General features: G+C 25.2%; 17 protein-coding genes. 11 read left to right on the top strand and 6 right to left on the bottom strand.

Going from position 1 to position 16,126, the window contains the following annotated elements:
• Positions 1–8: 8 nt before the first annotated feature.
• On the bottom strand, positions 9–428 hold the full coding sequence (locus EV215_RS00395; RefSeq protein ID WP_134111826.1) for an ankyrin repeat domain-containing protein: 420 nt from the start codon (positions 426–428) through the stop codon (positions 9–11).
• 258 nt (positions 429–686) lie between these two features.
• On the opposite strand from EV215_RS00395, the gene EV215_RS00390 reads away from it, so the two are divergent.
• Positions 687–1,472, top strand: a complete 786-nt coding sequence (locus EV215_RS00390; protein WP_134111825.1) for a Spy/CpxP family protein refolding chaperone — start codon at positions 687–689, stop codon at positions 1,470–1,472.
• A gap of 60 nt (positions 1,473–1,532) precedes the next feature.
• Here EV215_RS00390 and EV215_RS00385 read toward each other — a convergent pair whose 3' ends face one another.
• Entirely contained in the window at positions 1,533–2,300 is a 768-nt protein-coding gene (locus tag EV215_RS00385) for a sigma-70 family RNA polymerase sigma factor (RefSeq protein WP_134111824.1), read from the bottom strand.
• 225 nt (positions 2,301–2,525) lie between these two features.
• Here EV215_RS00385 and fabV point away from each other — a divergent pair, with 225 nt between their 5' ends.
• Positions 2,526–3,719: an enoyl-ACP reductase FabV gene (fabV, locus tag EV215_RS00380; RefSeq protein ID WP_134111819.1), complete on the top strand. Its 1,194-nt coding sequence runs from the start codon at positions 2,526–2,528 to the stop codon at positions 3,717–3,719.
• 250 nt (positions 3,720–3,969) lie between these two features.
• The gene (locus EV215_RS00375; protein WP_134111818.1) at positions 3,970–5,013 is read left to right on the top strand and encodes a LacI family DNA-binding transcriptional regulator; all 1,044 of its coding nucleotides are present in this window, start codon (positions 3,970–3,972) and stop codon (positions 5,011–5,013) included.
• A 33-nt stretch (positions 5,014–5,046) separates the two neighbouring features.
• Here the strand turns inward: EV215_RS00375 and EV215_RS00370 are convergent, their stop codons facing one another.
• On the bottom strand, positions 5,047–5,943 hold the full coding sequence (locus EV215_RS00370) for a MipA/OmpV family protein (RefSeq protein ID WP_166667288.1): 897 nt from the start codon (positions 5,941–5,943) through the stop codon (positions 5,047–5,049).
• Positions 5,944–6,181: 238 nt separating this feature from the next.
• On the opposite strand from EV215_RS00370, the gene EV215_RS00365 reads away from it, so the two are divergent.
• The 3 genes from EV215_RS00365 (at position 6,182) to EV215_RS00355 (ending at position 9,324) form a co-directional block, all read left to right on the top strand.
• Complete coding sequence (locus EV215_RS00365; protein ID WP_134111816.1) at positions 6,182–7,393, top strand: dicarboxylate/amino acid:cation symporter; 1,212 nt, start codon at positions 6,182–6,184, stop codon at positions 7,391–7,393.
• 53 nt (positions 7,394–7,446) lie between these two features.
• Positions 7,447–8,436: an ornithine carbamoyltransferase gene (argF, locus tag EV215_RS00360; protein ID WP_134111815.1), complete on the top strand. Its 990-nt coding sequence runs from the start codon at positions 7,447–7,449 to the stop codon at positions 8,434–8,436.
• Positions 8,437–8,640: 204 nt separating this feature from the next.
• Positions 8,641–9,324, top strand: a complete 684-nt coding sequence (locus tag EV215_RS00355) for a tRNA1(Val) (adenine(37)-N6)-methyltransferase (protein ID WP_371682577.1) — start codon at positions 8,641–8,643, stop codon at positions 9,322–9,324.
• A 16-nt stretch (positions 9,325–9,340) separates the two neighbouring features.
• On the opposite strand, the gene EV215_RS00350 is transcribed toward EV215_RS00355, so the two are convergent.
• Positions 9,341–9,679, bottom strand: coding sequence for a hypothetical protein (locus EV215_RS00350; RefSeq protein ID WP_134111813.1), 339 nt, complete (start codon positions 9,677–9,679; stop codon positions 9,341–9,343).
• Positions 9,680–9,903: 224 nt separating this feature from the next.
• Between EV215_RS00350 and EV215_RS10440 the strand changes: the two genes are divergently transcribed.
• Positions 9,904–10,065: a hypothetical protein gene (locus EV215_RS10440; protein WP_166667287.1), complete on the top strand. Its 162-nt coding sequence runs from the start codon at positions 9,904–9,906 to the stop codon at positions 10,063–10,065.
• Positions 10,066–10,117: 52 nt separating this feature from the next.
• Here EV215_RS10440 and EV215_RS00345 read toward each other — a convergent pair whose 3' ends face one another.
• Positions 10,118–10,741 (bottom strand): deoxynucleoside kinase, encoded by a 624-nt coding sequence (locus EV215_RS00345; RefSeq protein ID WP_208320303.1) that lies wholly within the window; start codon positions 10,739–10,741, stop codon positions 10,118–10,120.
• A gap of 93 nt (positions 10,742–10,834) precedes the next feature.
• Here EV215_RS00345 and EV215_RS00340 point away from each other — a divergent pair, with 93 nt between their 5' ends.
• From EV215_RS00340 to EV215_RS00325, 4 genes are all read left to right on the top strand, one after another.
• Positions 10,835–11,656, top strand: coding sequence for a diguanylate cyclase domain-containing protein (locus EV215_RS00340; protein WP_166667286.1), 822 nt, complete (start codon positions 10,835–10,837; stop codon positions 11,654–11,656).
• A 197-nt stretch (positions 11,657–11,853) separates the two neighbouring features.
• Positions 11,854–13,128 (top strand): extracellular solute-binding protein, encoded by a 1,275-nt coding sequence (locus tag EV215_RS00335; RefSeq protein ID WP_134111810.1) that lies wholly within the window; start codon positions 11,854–11,856, stop codon positions 13,126–13,128.
• Positions 13,129–13,282: 154 nt separating this feature from the next.
• Complete coding sequence (locus EV215_RS00330) at positions 13,283–14,191, top strand: carbohydrate ABC transporter permease (RefSeq protein ID WP_134111809.1); 909 nt, start codon at positions 13,283–13,285, stop codon at positions 14,189–14,191.
• A complete protein-coding gene (locus tag EV215_RS00325) occupies positions 14,184–15,053 on the top strand; it encodes a sugar ABC transporter permease (protein WP_208320302.1) in 870 nt (289 codons plus the stop codon). The genes EV215_RS00330 and EV215_RS00325 overlap by 8 nt, the downstream gene beginning before the upstream one ends.
• A gap of 138 nt (positions 15,054–15,191) precedes the next feature.
• Here the strand turns inward: EV215_RS00325 and EV215_RS00320 are convergent, their stop codons facing one another.
• On the bottom strand, positions 15,192–16,037 hold the full coding sequence (locus tag EV215_RS00320) for a CvfB family protein (protein ID WP_134111808.1): 846 nt from the start codon (positions 16,035–16,037) through the stop codon (positions 15,192–15,194).
• Between the last annotated feature and the right edge of the window lie 89 nt (positions 16,038–16,126).

The raw sequence follows: 16,126 nt of genomic DNA, 5'->3' as shown, positions 1-16,126 counted from the left end.
CTCATTTTTTAATAACTGTATTCATCATCAAAATGTTTTTTATGTTTTATTTCTTCAAAATTATAAAAATCTTCATTTATTAATAATTGATAGATAGATTCTTTTTTTTGTAAAATTGCTAGTTTTTTGGGTGTAACTCTGTTATTATTTTCAATATTAGGGTTGGCATTATAGTCTAATAATAATGAAACTATCTCGTAATCCCCTAATTCAACAGCTAAATGCATAGGTGTATCGCCATTTAGATTTTTACAGTTAATATCATCAATATATTGAACTAGCAAATCGATAATATCATAATTACCTAATCTTACTGCTTCATGAAGAGCAGTATTTCCAGCTGAATTTCTTTTAGAAAAATCAAATTTAAAAATATTTTCTTGTATATTTAAGAGCTCTTCATTTTGAATCAAATTAAAAATATCCATTTTTTATTAAAACCTCCAAAATTATAATTAAATAATCTTTAATCTAAATCTAAGTATAAATTAAAATTTTTTATCTATAGATTACCTCCTTTTAATTAAAGCGATTACCCTATAAAGGATATTATTCTATTTTTTCTTTTTAGTCAATAATATTTTAAAAAAATAAAAAAAAATTTAAACTTCACATTTTTTTCAAAATTAAGGATTATTATAAGAGCATAGAAAAGAAATAAAAAAATATTAGGAAGGTGATTTAAAATGAAAAAAAGAATATTGTTAGTTGGGTTAATGGTATCAAGTTTAGCATTTGCAAATGGATTTAATAATAATGGAAAAAACCAAGAAGGAATAATGAAAAATGGAAATGGAAGAGGAATGTTTTTAAATTTAACTGATGAACAACTACAAAAAATAAAAGAATTAAAAGAAGCAGATTATAAGGAGCATAAAGATGAACTATATCAAATAGAAAAAAATAATATTGCTATTGAGAGATTATTAAATAGTGAGACAATTGATGATACAAAATTAAAAGAATTGATTACAGCAAATGAAGAATTAAAAGAAACATTAAGATTGGATAGTTTTAAGGTTAGAGAAGAAATAGAAGATATAACAGGGCGTGAAACAAATAAAATAGCTAGAAAAAATCATGGAATGAAAGGTCAGATGAATTTTAGAGAAGATAATCTTCAAAATAATAGAGAAATAATAGGAAAAAATCAAAAAAGAGGAAATCAAAAAGGACAAGGGATTAATAGACCAATAGGAAGAGAAGATAACAAAAATCAAAAAAATAATATTTTAGATGAAGAAATAAAAGATTTATTACTTGATGTAAGAGAAAAAATGTTAGATATAGATAATGAGCTTAGTAATGATAATGTTAACTGGGAAAAAGTAAAAACATTAAATAGTGAATTAACTCCTCTTTTAACAGAATTAGAATATAAAAAAATTATAAATAGAAAAGAGAGAAAAAGTTATATAAAAGGTCAAAATCAAAAAAGAGGAAATTTTAGAGGATTTAAACAAAATAGATAGTATATAATAAAGTTGTGAACATCTTATAATAAAAAATGCCTGGTTTTTAACCGGGCATTTTTAAATAGTTACACTTTTATTAAAATAAATAGTTCTTAATTTTTCAAGGGCTCTTTTTTCTATTTGTCTTACTCCTTCTTTTGTTATACCAAATTGCTCACTAATCTTTTTTAACGTTTCTTCTTTAAAATATCGTAATTTAATTATTTCAGCTTCTTTATCAGTAAGTTTTGATAACATATCAGAGATTTGATCTAAAATCTCGATTTTATTAAAGATATTACTGCTTTTTATATCTTCTATAGCAGTTTCAAATTTTGAATTAAAAAAGTCATTAATATTTTGTTCAAGTGATAAAAAAGAGTATTCATGATAACTTAATAATGATTTAACTTTATCTAGTGAAAGTGAAAGTTTTTCAGAAATATGTTCTAAAGATAAATTATTTTGATATTCTTCTTGTAATTTTTTTATTTTTTTAGATAATAATATTAAATTTTGGGGTAATCTTATTTGTTTTGAAGTTGTATTAATAGCATTATTTATATAATGATTAATCCAAGGATATACATAAGTAGAAAAACGAATATTTTTTTTGATATCAAATTTTTCAATAGCATGCATCACTCCAATTATTCCTTCTTGAACTAAATCTTCTAGATCTAAACCATATTTTTTGTTATTATGTGCTATTTTTAATACCATATTTAAAGAATGTTTTATAATATCTTCTTTTGCAGAATAATCACCATTTTTATATTTATTAAAAAGTTCAATTTCTTTATCTTTAGTGAAAACATTGTCTATTTTAAAATTAAAAATATTCATAATTAACCTCCTTTGATTTTAGAGAAATTAATATTTTAAATCTATTAAATTATAGCACACTTCATTATAAAAAAACAGGTGTTTTTTTATAATGAAGTGAAAAGTCTTTATTTTATTATAATATAAAAACAATAAATTTTGTGAGATAATTAATTAATTGTATTTTTTTAGGAAATATAGTATTATATTTATAATTGCAAAAAAAGAAAGATGGAGGTAAAAGTAATGATAATTGAGCCAAAATACAAAGGAGGCATACTTCTTACAGCTCATCCAGAAGGGTGTAAAAAATTAGTTGAAAAGCAAATAAAATATGTAAAAAATAATAAATCATATAATGGAGCAAAAAAAGCATTAATAATAGGTGCGTCATCAGGATATGGACTTGCTACAAGAATTTCCCTTGCATTTGGAGGAAGCAAAACAGATACAATAGGTATATCTTATGAAAATGGACCACGAGGAAAAAGAACTGGGACTGCAGGATGGTACAATAATATATTTTTTAAAGAAGCTGCAGAAAAAGAAGGATTAAAAGCAAAAAATTTTGTTGGAGATGCTTTTTCGCTTGAAATGAAAGATGAAGTAATAAAATATATAAAAGAAGAATTTGGAAAAGTAGATTTAGTAATATATAGTTTAGCTTCTGGAAGAAGAAAAGATCCAATTGATGGAGAAACTTATATATCAGCATTAAAAAGTACAACAGGAGATATAGTAGGACCTACAGTAGATTTGAAAAATGATACATTAATACAGCAAACAATGGAGAATGCTACCGAAGAAGATATAAAAGCTACTGTAAAAGTAATGGGAGGAGAAGACTGGGAATTATGGATAAAAGCTCTTTTAGAAGCAGATGTATTGGAAAAAGGAGCTAGAACTTTTGCATATACTTACATTGGCCCAAAAATAACATATGGAATATATAAAGATGGTACTATTGGAGCAGCAAAACGGCATTTAGAAAAAACAGCAAAAGAATTAAATAAAATATTAAAGGAGAAATTATCAGGAGAAGCTGCTGTTAGTTCAAATAAAGCTCTTGTTACAAAAGCTAGTGCATACATACCGATATTTCCAGTATATGCAACACTTTTATTTAAAGTAATGAAAGAAAAAGGGACTCATGAAGGTTGTATAGAACAAACACATAGATTATTTTTAGATATGATATATGGTGATAATCCAATAATAGATAAAGAAGGAAGATATAGACCGGATAATTTAGAAATGGAAGAAGATGTACAAGATAAAGTAAATGAATTATGGAAGCAAATTAATGAAAATAATTTTAAAGAGATATCAGATTATGCGGGGTTTAAAAAAGATTTTTTACAATTGGGTGGATTTGAAGTAGAAGGAATAGATTATTCGAAAGATATAGATTTGGAAACATATGCAAAATTAATTCCATAAAATAAAAAAAATAGCTCTTTAGAGCTATTTTTTTTATTTTAATGGTTTACTTGAAAAAAAACTTCAAAAAATATGTTTTTAATTTAAAAAAATGTGTTTATTTTATTGACAAAAAAAATTGTTTATAGTATAATCAATAATGAAATAAAAAATGGAAACGTTTCTTTGATTTTGTATGTGGATTTTTATTTGAAAATTTCCAAAATTATTTTAAAATATAAAATTTACTATTAGTTTAAGGAGATAAATTATGAGTAAAATTGTTAAATTAAAAGATGTAGCTAAATTAGCTGGAGTAGGAATAGGAACTGCTTCTCGAGTTTTGAATGAACATCCAAATGTAAAAGATTCAACAAGAAGAAAAGTTTTAGATGCTATGAGAGAATTAAATTATACACCGAATAATATTGCTAGAAGCTTAAAAAGTAAAAGTACAAGAACAATAGGAGTGATATTAATTGAATTATCTAGTGCTTTTTATTCAGATATAGTAGAAGGAATAGAGGATACAGCAAATGAATATGGTTATAGCATTTTTTTGAATAATACAAGAAAATATGAAGATAGAATATTAGAATCTATCCAAATGATGTGTGAAAAAAAAGTAGATGGTATAATATATTTAGGAGGGACACTAACAGAAGAGATACAAAATAAACTTTTAGATGCTAATATACCAGTAGTACTTATTTCTACAGGAACAAATTTTAAAAGAAAAGATACAACAGAAGTATTTTCAAGTATAAATATTGATAATGAAACAGCTGCTTTTGAAGCAGTAACTTATCTTTGTGAATTAAAACATAAAAAAATAGCGATGCTTACTATAAATAAAGATGATAAAAATTCTGCAATGCCAAGAATAAAAGGGTATAGAAGGGCTTTAGAAAAAAATGGAATAGAATTTAATGATGATTTGGTTTTTGAGTGTGAACAAAGTTATCAAAGTGGATATGAAACCATGCAAAAAATATTAAAACTTGAAGAGAGACCAACAGCAATATTTAGTTACTCGGATTTAATAGCGCTTGGAGCATCTCGAGCTATATTACAAAGTGGACTTAGAATACCAGAGGATATATCAATTGTAGGATTTGATGATATAGAAACTACAAAATATTTTTATCCAGCAATAACAACAATGAGACAACCTAGATATGTAATGGGTTCTAGAGGAATGGAGCTTTTAATAAGAGAAATAAATGATAAAGAAGGGTTTAAACAGCATGTAATATTACCTGTAACACTTCAGATAAGAGAATCAACATCTCAAAAAATAAAAGATCTGATTTGAATTTCAAATCAGATCTTTTATTTTTGACAATTATTATAAAGATAAAACAAATCCTCCGCCTATTTCAATACTTAAATCTTCTGTAATAGGACTTTCAGTTATTTCATTAGAATGCCACTCTATTTTATTAAAGGATTTTATAGTAAAAGTTCTACTTATTTGATAATCTAAATCAAATCCAAAACCAAATTTATATCCTGAAGTTTGAGCAGAATAAGCAGTAACATCAGTGTCTTTAGCTGCTTCACTACTTGTTACACCATAGTAATAATTGATATAGTCTCTATTCATAAAAGTATATAAAACCTTTGGTTTTAAGATAATACTTTGAGTATAAGGTATTGTTCTAATAGCTTCTATATATGTTTTAAAACCATTACTTTTTCCCACAAAATCACGAGTAAGTCTGAGATTAAATTCTATATTATTATCAGTAATAGGTGTAAATGTTATACCAAAACCGCCATGAATTTCATTATCTCTATTGTTCATTATAATATTATATGGTGAAGGTAATTTACTCGCATCATATGATGCCATATTGTATTCTCCTACAAGGGATACTTTTATTTCTTCATTTTGAATTATATAAATTCCGGCTACTGTTTTATCTAAATAAAATTGTTTATATTTTATATCAAATAAAGGCATAAATTCAAATTTAGCCATCTCTTTATATTCTCTTTTTCCTGTGGTTAAAGCAATTCCTATTTGAAATCTATCAGTAGTAGCAGTAGCACTAGATTGTGTGTTATTTTGTATATCAAATTCATCTAATGCAAGAGTTTCTTGATTATCTTGTACTGTTAAATTATTATTATTACTTTCTCCAAAAAGATAAACATCTCCTGTAGAAAGATTTTCAACAGCAGAGAACGCTAAATTAGAATAAAGCATTATAGCTGAAAATATAAGTAATATTTTTTTCATTACTATCCTCCTTAAAATGTAAATATATTTCATAGCTTTATTATATAGAATAAACCAAAAAAAAGCAATTATATTCACTAATTATTTTCGATAAATATATAAAAAAACTTTAGTAATCAGATGTATAAATATGATTATATATAAAATATATTATTTAGATTTAAATAATATATTTGAAAAAAGCTATAAAAATTATATAATTTTTGTATATTCTAGTGTGAAAGGTGATGATTTTATTATGAAAAAAGGTAAGATTAATTTAGGAGTAGCTATTTTAATAGCAATGATTTTAGGAATTATTGTAGGAGCAGTAATGGGACCAAAAGCGACAATTTTTGCTCCATTAGGACACGTTTTTATTTCGCTAATTAAAATGCTTGTAATACCTTTAGTTACAGTATCTATAATTTTAGGTGCATCGTCATTAGGCGGAACTAAATCAGCGGGTAAAATTGGGATTGGAACATTTGTTTATTATTTAGGAACTACAGCAGTAGCTGTAACATTAGGACTTATAATGGGAGGAATATTTAAACCAGGACTTGGACTAAGTGAAGCAGCATTACCAAAAGAATTTTTAGATATGGCAGGAAGTTTAGCTGATAAAGGAGAAATAGCAGGATTTTGGGATACATTAATAGGAATTATACCAACTAATCCTATAAATTCTTTAGTAACAGGAAATATTTTACAAATATTATTTTTTAGTTTATTTTTAGGAATAGGGCTTTCAGCAATATCAAAAGAGAAAAGAGAACCAGTTTTAACTGTACTTACAGGATTAAATGAAGCAATGATATGGATGATAATGAAAGTTATGATAATTGCTCCAATTGGTGTATTTGGACTTATGGCTGATGCGGTAGGAACATTTGGATATGATATATTAGCTCTTGTAGTAAAATTATTACTAGTATATACAATAACTTTATTAATACAAACATTTGGAGTATATCCAACATTAGTAAAAACATTTTCAAAAAAATCACCAATAAATTTTATAAAAAAGATATCAAAAGCACAAATAGTTGCGTTATCAACATCATCTTCGATGGCAACATTACCTGTTACTTTTGAAGTATGTGAAGAAGATTTAGAAGTGTCAAATGAAACAACATCTTTTGTATTACCATTAGGTGCTACTATAAATATGGATGGAAATGCAATTTATTATGCACTTGTAGCTATGTTTTTTGCACAAATGTATGGGATAACATTAGGGTTTCCTCAATATATAGCAATAATAATAACAGCTACAATAGGTTCAATAGGACAAGCAGGAGTTCCGGGACCTTCTTTACTTGTAGTAGCAGTATTATTATCTGCAGGACTTCCAATACAAGCTTTACCATTATTGTTTGGAGTTGATAGAGTATTTGATATGATGAGAACAGCAGTAAATATAACTGGTGATGCATCTTGTGCAGTAATAATGGATGAAATAAAATAAAGTTTTGGCTGGCTTTGCCAGCCATTTCTAAAATTAAGGGGGATTATGTTACTATGAAAGGAAGAAGTTTTTTAACACTTTTAGATTATACAAAAGAAGAAATTTTTTATCTTATTGAATTAGCTAAAAAATTAAAAACAGACAAAAAAAATGGAAAAGAAGAAAAATATTTGAAGAATAAGAATATTGTACTTTTATTTGAAAAAGACTCTACAAGAACAAGATGTGCTTTTGAAGTAGGAGCATATGATCAAGGAGCAAATGTTACTTATATTGGTTCTAGTGGTTCTCAAATAGGGAAAAAAGAATCAATAAAAGATACAGCTAGAGTATTGGGAAGAATGTATGATGGTATAGAATATAGGGGGTATACTCAAGAAATAGTAGAAACATTGGCTGAATATTCAAAGGTTCCTGTGTGGAATGGACTTACTACAGAATTTCATCCTACACAAGTATTGGCTGATTTACTTACAATAAAAGAACATTTTGGTAAATTAGAAGGATTGAATTTTACATATTTTGGAGATGGAAGAAATAATATGGCGAATTCATTGATGATTGGTTGTGCTAAAGTAGGAATTAACTTTAGATTAGCAGCACCAAGAGAATTATGGCCAGAAGAAAAATTAATTAATGAAGTAAAAGATTTAGCTAAAACAAGTAGTATACAATTAACTGAAAATATAGAGGAAGCTACAAAAGAATCTAATATAATTTATACAGATGTATGGGTATCAATGGGAGAGCCAGAAGAGGTCTGGGATAAAAGAATAAAACTTCTTAAACCATATCAAGTAAATAAAAAAATAATGGATATGGCAAATAAAAATGCTATATTTTTACATTGTTTACCGTCTTTTCATGATTTAAATACAAAAATTGGGCAGAAAATATACAATAAATATGGATTAGAATGTATGGAAGTAACAGATGAAGTATTTGAATCAGAAAAATCACTTGTTTTTGATGAAGCAGAAAATAGAGTACATACAATAAAAGCGGTGATGGTTGCTACATTGCATGGTAAAATAAAATTATAGTTTTTTATATTTTAAAGACTTTATTTCATGAAAGAGATAGAGTCTTTTTTGTTTTTTATATAAAATAATTAAAAAAAATTTATAAATTTGTTATAATTTAATAAATTTAAAAAAGAGTATAATAAAAATATGTGGAGGAATAAGTTGAAAGAGATTTTAAAACATGAAAATGAAGTATTAATTGACTTGCTTAATATAGAAGGAATGAAAATAATTCAAAGAAATGATTATTTAAATTTTTCTTTAGATTCAGTAGTGATATCACATTTTTTAACAATAAATAGAGGTGTTAAAAAAATATTAGATTTAGGTACAGGTAATGGAGTGATACCACTTCTTTTATCAAGAAGATGCACTGCTAAAATATATGGATTAGAATTGCAAGAAACATCAGTTGATTTAGCAAAAAGAAATATTTTGTTAAATCAACTGGATAAAAGAATAGAGATAATACATGGTGATATAAAAAAATGGAATGATTTTTTTGAATATCAAAGTTTTGATGCGGTTATTAGTAATCCACCATTTTTTAAATTTGATGGAAATAAAAAACAATTAAATAACTTAGATCAATTAACATTAGCTAGACATGAAATAAGTATAACATTAGAAGAAATAGTGAAGGCTGCTTCGAATATATTGAGAGAAAGAGGATATTTTGCTATGGTTCATAGGGCTGATAGATTAGAAGAAATTTTAGAAATATTTTCAAAATATAAATTAACTCCAAAACGACTTAGATTTTGTCATTCAAAATTGGAGAGAGAATCTAAAATAATTGTTATTGAAGGTATGAAAAATGCAGAAAAAGGATTAAAAATACTACCACCACTTATAACACATGAGGGGAGAGATTATTCAAAAGAAATAAAAGAATTATTCAAATAAATCAAGAGATTAAAATTTACTCTTGATTTATTATTATATATTTTTTATTATAGTTTTTAGATATAATTTCTATTTTTTTTAGTAAATCATTTAAATAATTTTCTACTTTTTTTGGATTTCTATCTATCTCATATTGATAAAAGTCCATTATTTCATAAAAATATATGATGTTTTCTTGTTTTATTTTTTCAAAAAGTTCATTTAAAATAATTTCATAATTTTTTTCAGCAATTTTATTATTTTCAATTTTTGATATATCCTTTGAAATAGATAGAAAATAAATAAGTTCTAAATCATCTAAGTATTTTAAAAAGGGAAGATTATTTAGATATTTATTTAAATAATTATACTTCATGTTAATCACCTTCTTACTTGGTATTACTTATTTATAGTATTATACTTGATTTAATAAGTATAAAACAATAGAAAGTAATTACTATATAATGATATATATAATATATTATTATGATAAACTGTATAGATAGTTATAATAATATAGTATTTTTTTATTTTTAGTATTGAAAAAATGAACAAAATAGAGTATAGTCTTATTAAAGAAATAGTAGGAGGGTGATAAAAATGATGATAGATATTATAGAAGAATTTAGACATAGAAAAGAAAAAAATGAAACTTTAAGTGATATTTTAAACCTTTTTATTAGTGATTGTAGTTTAATAAAAGAGTTTAAAAATAGAAAAGAGTCAAATAATACTAATTTTAATGATTATTTATATTACTAAAATAAAAAGCTGGTTTCTTATCTTAGAAACCAGCTTTTTATTTTGAAATATATTATAGATTTTTTTTAATTTTCTCTAATATTTTTTTTCTATCAATTTCATTATTTACTATATCTAAATTATCAACATTTATTATAAGTAGTTTACTTTTATTATAATTTTTGAAATAGTTTCTATAATGAATATTTAATTTTTCCCAGTAATCTCTAGGCATTAAAAGTTCAAAATCTCTTCCTCTTTGTTTTATTCTATTTATTGCATTATCAGTAGAAATTTCTAAATATATAGTAAGTTCTGGTAAAGTTATATGAGATAATAAATTTTCACTAACTTCTTTGTATAATTCTAATTCCTCTTTAAGCATATCTCCATCTTCAGTTAAAATATTTGCAAAAATAATATCGCAAAATATAGATCTATCAAAAACACCGTTTGTTTTCATAGCATCATTAACCATTTTAAGTCTTTTATTTAAAAGAAATATTTGAAGAGGAAAACTATATTTTTTTTTGTTATGATAAAATTTGTCTAAAATTGGATTTTCAAATACAGGTTCTTTATATAATGGAATATTTAACTCATCTGCTAAAATTTTTGCCAATGTACTCTTACCTGCTCCAACAACACCATCAATAAAAATCATAAGAACGTTCCTTTCTAGATAAAATTCTATCATATTATAGCATAAAACTAAAAATAATAAAAAATAATTTGCAATTTTTATAAAAAATAGGTTAAACTTTTATTAAGTTAAGATATGGAGGGAAAAATGGAAGAGATAATAGAAGTACTTAATTTATCAGGTATATATTTTATAACTACAGATTTTGAATGGAATATTTTAGAAATAAGTAAAGAATTTTTAAAAAAATTGAATTATTCTTCTAAAGATATATTGACATTAAAAATAATTGATTTAATAACAGAAGAATATAAAGAAACTATAACAATGTTTTTATTAAATTATAAAGGTGAACCTATGAAACATAATATTAACTGGAATTTTCATACAAAATATAATTATATAAATAGCTGTAAAGTAACTTCTATGAAATATAATGAAAAAATAATATTTCTATTAACTGAAGAAAATATTCATAATAAAATAACTAATAATAGTCTTAATATGCTTACAGGAGAAAAAAGTATTAATTTTTTTATTGAAGAGATAGAGAAGGATTTATATATAGATAAAGATATAAAATTTTCAATATTAAGTATTAATATTGAAAATTTTAATAGAATAATTGAAAAATATGGATTTGAAAAAAAAGATTATATTATAGATTTATTTTTGAAAAAAATTAGAAAAATAATACCTATAGATAATGTTATAGCAACAACAGAAACTAATCAAATATATATATATTTGAAAAGAGTTAATACTAAACTTATAGTATTACATTATATAAATTCTATATTAGAAGAGAGTAAAAAAATAATATTTTTTGGAAATAAAATAGAGTTTATATTAAAAATGGGAGTTTCAATGTATCCAGATAATGGAAGCGATATAAAAGTTCTTATTGATAAATCTAATTTAGCAGCTACGTATCCAAATACAATAAATTATTATTTTTACAAAGATTAATAAGTAAAATTTTTTTAATTGAAAACCGCTTATTTTAAAGATATAAATAAGAGGTTTTTTTATTTTGATAAAAAAAGTTCTTGATTTTTTTTAAAAAATGTAGTATTAATATTAATAGATTACAAAATGTATTTATGTAGTGCAGTAAAATTTTTTTAGAGTTAATTGGAAACGTTACCAAATATAAGGAGGAGATTATGAAAAAAAAATTATTAACAGGTATTTTGGCAACAACATTATTAGCAGGACTAGCAACAGAAGCAAATGCAGGATTATTTAAGAAAAAGGCTAAAGCTTCAAACGAATCACAAGAAATCGTAGTATGGGAACAAATGGAACCAACAGGACTTGAAGTATTTACTGAAATTGTAAATGACTTTATGGCTCAAAATCCAAACATTAAAGTAACAGTTACACATTATCCAAATGAAGAATTAAGAACGAACTTTCAAAATGCTAGTTTAGCAGGGCAAGGACCTGATATTGTTTATGGTCCAAATGATAATATAGGATTATTTATAGTATCTGATTTAATTAAACCTGTAGATGAAGTAGTAAGCAATGAATTTTTATCTAAAATTGAAAAAAATTCTCTAGAAGCAGGAAAAATTAATGGTAAATATTATCAAATACCAGATATGAATGGAAATCAAATAGCACTACTTTATAATAAAGCAATGGTAAAAGAAGCTCCAAAAACTTGGGATGAATTTTATAGTATAGCTAAAAAATATCAAAAAGTAGATGAGTTAAATCCAGAAAATTCAACTTATGGATTATTATATAATGAAAAAGAACCATATTGGTTTATAGGATGGTATCAAGGTTACGGTGGAAGAGTAATGGATGAAAATTATAATCCTACATTAAATAATGAAGCAATGGTAAAAGCTCTTCAATTTGCATATGATATAAGAAATAAATATGGTCTTGGAGAAGCAGGAATGGATTATGATATGTCTTCTCAATTATTTAAACAAGGGAAAGCAGCATTCTTATTAAATGGTGCATGGTCATGGCAAGAATATATAAATGCAGGAATCGATTTAGGAATAGCTCCTATGTCAACTTTACCAAATGGTGGTGGAAATGCAACATTCTATTCAGCTACTAAAGGATTTTCAATTTCTTCATCTGTTGAAGAAGATAAATATAAAGCGATAGCAACATTCTTTGATTTTGTATTATCACCTGAAAATAATGCTAAATATGCAAAAGCTCAATCACAAGCACCGTCTGTATTAGCGGCTAGAGAATTACCTGAAATTAAAAATGATCCATTACAAAGAGCATCTATAGCTACAATTGAAAAAACAACTCCAATGCCAATAGTTGCAGAAATGAGAGCAATATGGGATGCTATGAGACCAAATTTAGAAGCAGTTATAAATGGAAGTCTTACTCCAGCTGAAGCAGCAGCAAAAATGCAAGAAGATGCAGAATACGGTATAAGAACAATAAGAGGGGAATAATAAGCTTTGAAATATAGAAATAGAGAGAAAAGGTTTAGAGAGAGTAGATAGCAGCAAAACAAAGAGGCTTAAAGCCTCTTTGTTTTTAAAAACATTTAAAAAAAAAGGTTAAAAGAATATATTAAGAAAGAAAGAATAGGAAAGAGAGGAAGAAATGAAGAATAAGGAAACAGCAAATCAATTACTTATGAAAAAAAGTACACCCTATTACTTTATAGCACCGGCACTTACAATTTTAGCACTTATGGTTTTTTATCCTTTATTATATGGATTTTGGTTATCACTTACAAATATGAGTTTAAAAACATTTAGACATCCTCAATTTATAGGATTTGATAATTATGTAAGAGTATTTACTGATCCTAGATTAGTAAAAACATTAATTCGTACAATAATATGGACAGTGGTAAATGTATTTTTTCATGTTACAATAGGGCTTTGGCTAGCAGTATTATTAAATAGAAAATTACCAGGGAAAGCATTTTTAAGAGTATTTTTAATAATACCTTGGGCAATGCCACAATATATAGCAGCTCTTACATGGAGAGGTATGTTTAACTTTAAATTTGGAGCAGTAAATATATTTCTAAGTAAGATAGGAATACCACCTCTTAATTGGCTTTCACAACCTTCTCTTACGTTTTTAGCAGCTATAATTACCAATATATGGCTTGGATTTCCTTTTATGATGATGGTGGCTTTAGGAGGATTACAATCGATATCAAAAAATTTATATGAAGCAGCTGAAATAGATGGTGCTACACCTTGGCAACAATTTAAAAATATTACTTTACCGTTATTAAAACCAGTAATGACTCCATCAATTGTACTTGGTACTGTATGGACATTTAATATGCTAAATGTAATAATAATAATAGCAAATGGTTTTGGTAATGAAGAAACACAAATTTTAGTAACAGATGTATATAGATTAGCCTTCCAATTCTATAGATATGGATATGCAGCAGCTTATTCTGTAGTAATATTCTTAATATTACTATTATTTGGTGTAGTATTTGTTGCAAAAAGTAATATAATTGGAGGTGATGAAAGTCATGCTTAATATGAAGGAGATAAAAAAGAAATATTTTGAAAGAACAGATAGTTGGCCTAAAATTATATTGATATATACAGTTTTGATCTTAATAGCATTTTTAACTACTTATCCATTATTGAATGTGCTTTCAGTATCCCTTAGACCTGGAGATCAACTATTTTCAATGACATTGAAACTTATACCTGATAATTGGACTTTAGAAAATTATAGAATAGCTTTATTTGAAAAAGATCTTCTTATATGGTTAAAAAATTCATTAATAATATCTTTGGTAACTGCAGCATTTGGAGTAGTATTATCAATATCAGCAGCTTATTCATTTTCGAGATTTAGATTTTGGGGACGAAAAAGCGGAATGATGATATTTTTAGTAACTCAAATGTTTCCAGCGCCTATGTTATTATTACCAATGTATATACTTTTAGTAAAATTAGGACTTATAAATCAATTTTTAGGTCTATTAATACCCTATATTGCTACAGCAGTTCCATTTTCAGTATGGAATTTAAAAGGATACTTTGATACAGTACCAAAATCATTAGAAGAAAGTGCATATATTGATGGATGCAATGTAGTACAGGCTCTTATAAAAATTGTATTACCGTTATCAACTCCAGCAATAGCAATATCATTTTTATTTTCATTTATGACAGCTTGGTCAGAGTATATAGTAGCTAGAATTATATTAACAAATAAAAAATTGCTTACTTTACCAGTAGGACTTGTAAATATGCAAGGCCAGTTTGCAACTTCATGGGGGATTTATTCGGCAGCAGCAATAATAACAAGTATTCCAGTAATAATATTGTTTGTATCATTATCTAGATATTTAGTAGGGGGATTAACTGTAGGTGGAGTAAAAGAATAATAATAACTAAATTAAAAAGTAAAGAACCGCTTAACAGGTTCTTTACTTTTTAATTAATTAGAAATTTCAAATAAAAAACTCTTAATGAATTTATTAAAACAAAGTTTATCACTAAGAGTTGAAATTTTATAAAATTATTTATTTTATAATTTTAAATCCTTTTTCTATTTTTATTATTTTATTATTTTTTAATAAATTTCCAATGGCTTTTTTAAATGATTTTTTACTTATATTAAGTATTTTTTTTATTGAATCAGGAGAGCTTTTATCAGTAAGATTTAATATTCCGTTATTATTTTCCATATATTTATAAATTATATTAGAATGTTCATCAATTTCTAAGTATGACAGTTGTCTAGGACTAAGATCTATTTTGCCATCTTCTCTTACACGAATTACTCTTACTGTAATTTCATCGCCTATTTTAAATTCGCTATATTTTGCTTCTGAGTTTGGAATAAGTCCAAAATATCTATTTTCAATGGCTACAAAAACACCGATATCTTTGTTTATTCGATATACTGTACCTGTTGTAATATCGTTTTTTTTAAGTTTAGTAGAAGGTAATAAAAATTTATATATTTTCATTGTAGCAGTTAATCTACCTTTTTTATCTTCGTATAATCCAACTAAATATTTTTTGCCTATTTCTACATCAATTTCTTGTTGATCCTTTGGAAGTAAAATATCTTTATTTAATCCCCAGTCTAAGAAAGCTCCAATGGGTGCTTTATCTACAACTTCAAGTTTTTCTATTCTACCGGCTACTACTTTTGTTTCTCTAAGTGTAGCGATAAGTCTATCTTCAGAATCTCTATATATTAGTACATTTAAAGAATCGCCTACTTTTATATCTAAATCAACAAATTCATTATTAGGCAAAAGTATGTTATCTTTTGTGTCACTGGTTCCAGCATCTAAATATGCACCTATACTTGATATATTATTTACTTTTAATTCTTGTCTATGACCTACTTTTATCATATTTACTACTCCTTCTTTTACTACATTTTTCTATATTTAGTATATATTAAATTTTTTATATTAGATTTTTTTATCTAATATTAATAATA

The sequence above is a fragment of the Hypnocyclicus thermotrophus genome (genome assembly GCF_004365575.1).
Classification (GTDB): domain Bacteria; phylum Fusobacteriota; class Fusobacteriia; order Fusobacteriales; family Fusobacteriaceae; genus Hypnocyclicus; species Hypnocyclicus thermotrophus.
The sequence above is the reverse complement of the archived record's forward strand: the minus strand, read 5'-3'. Positions and strand labels throughout refer to the sequence as shown.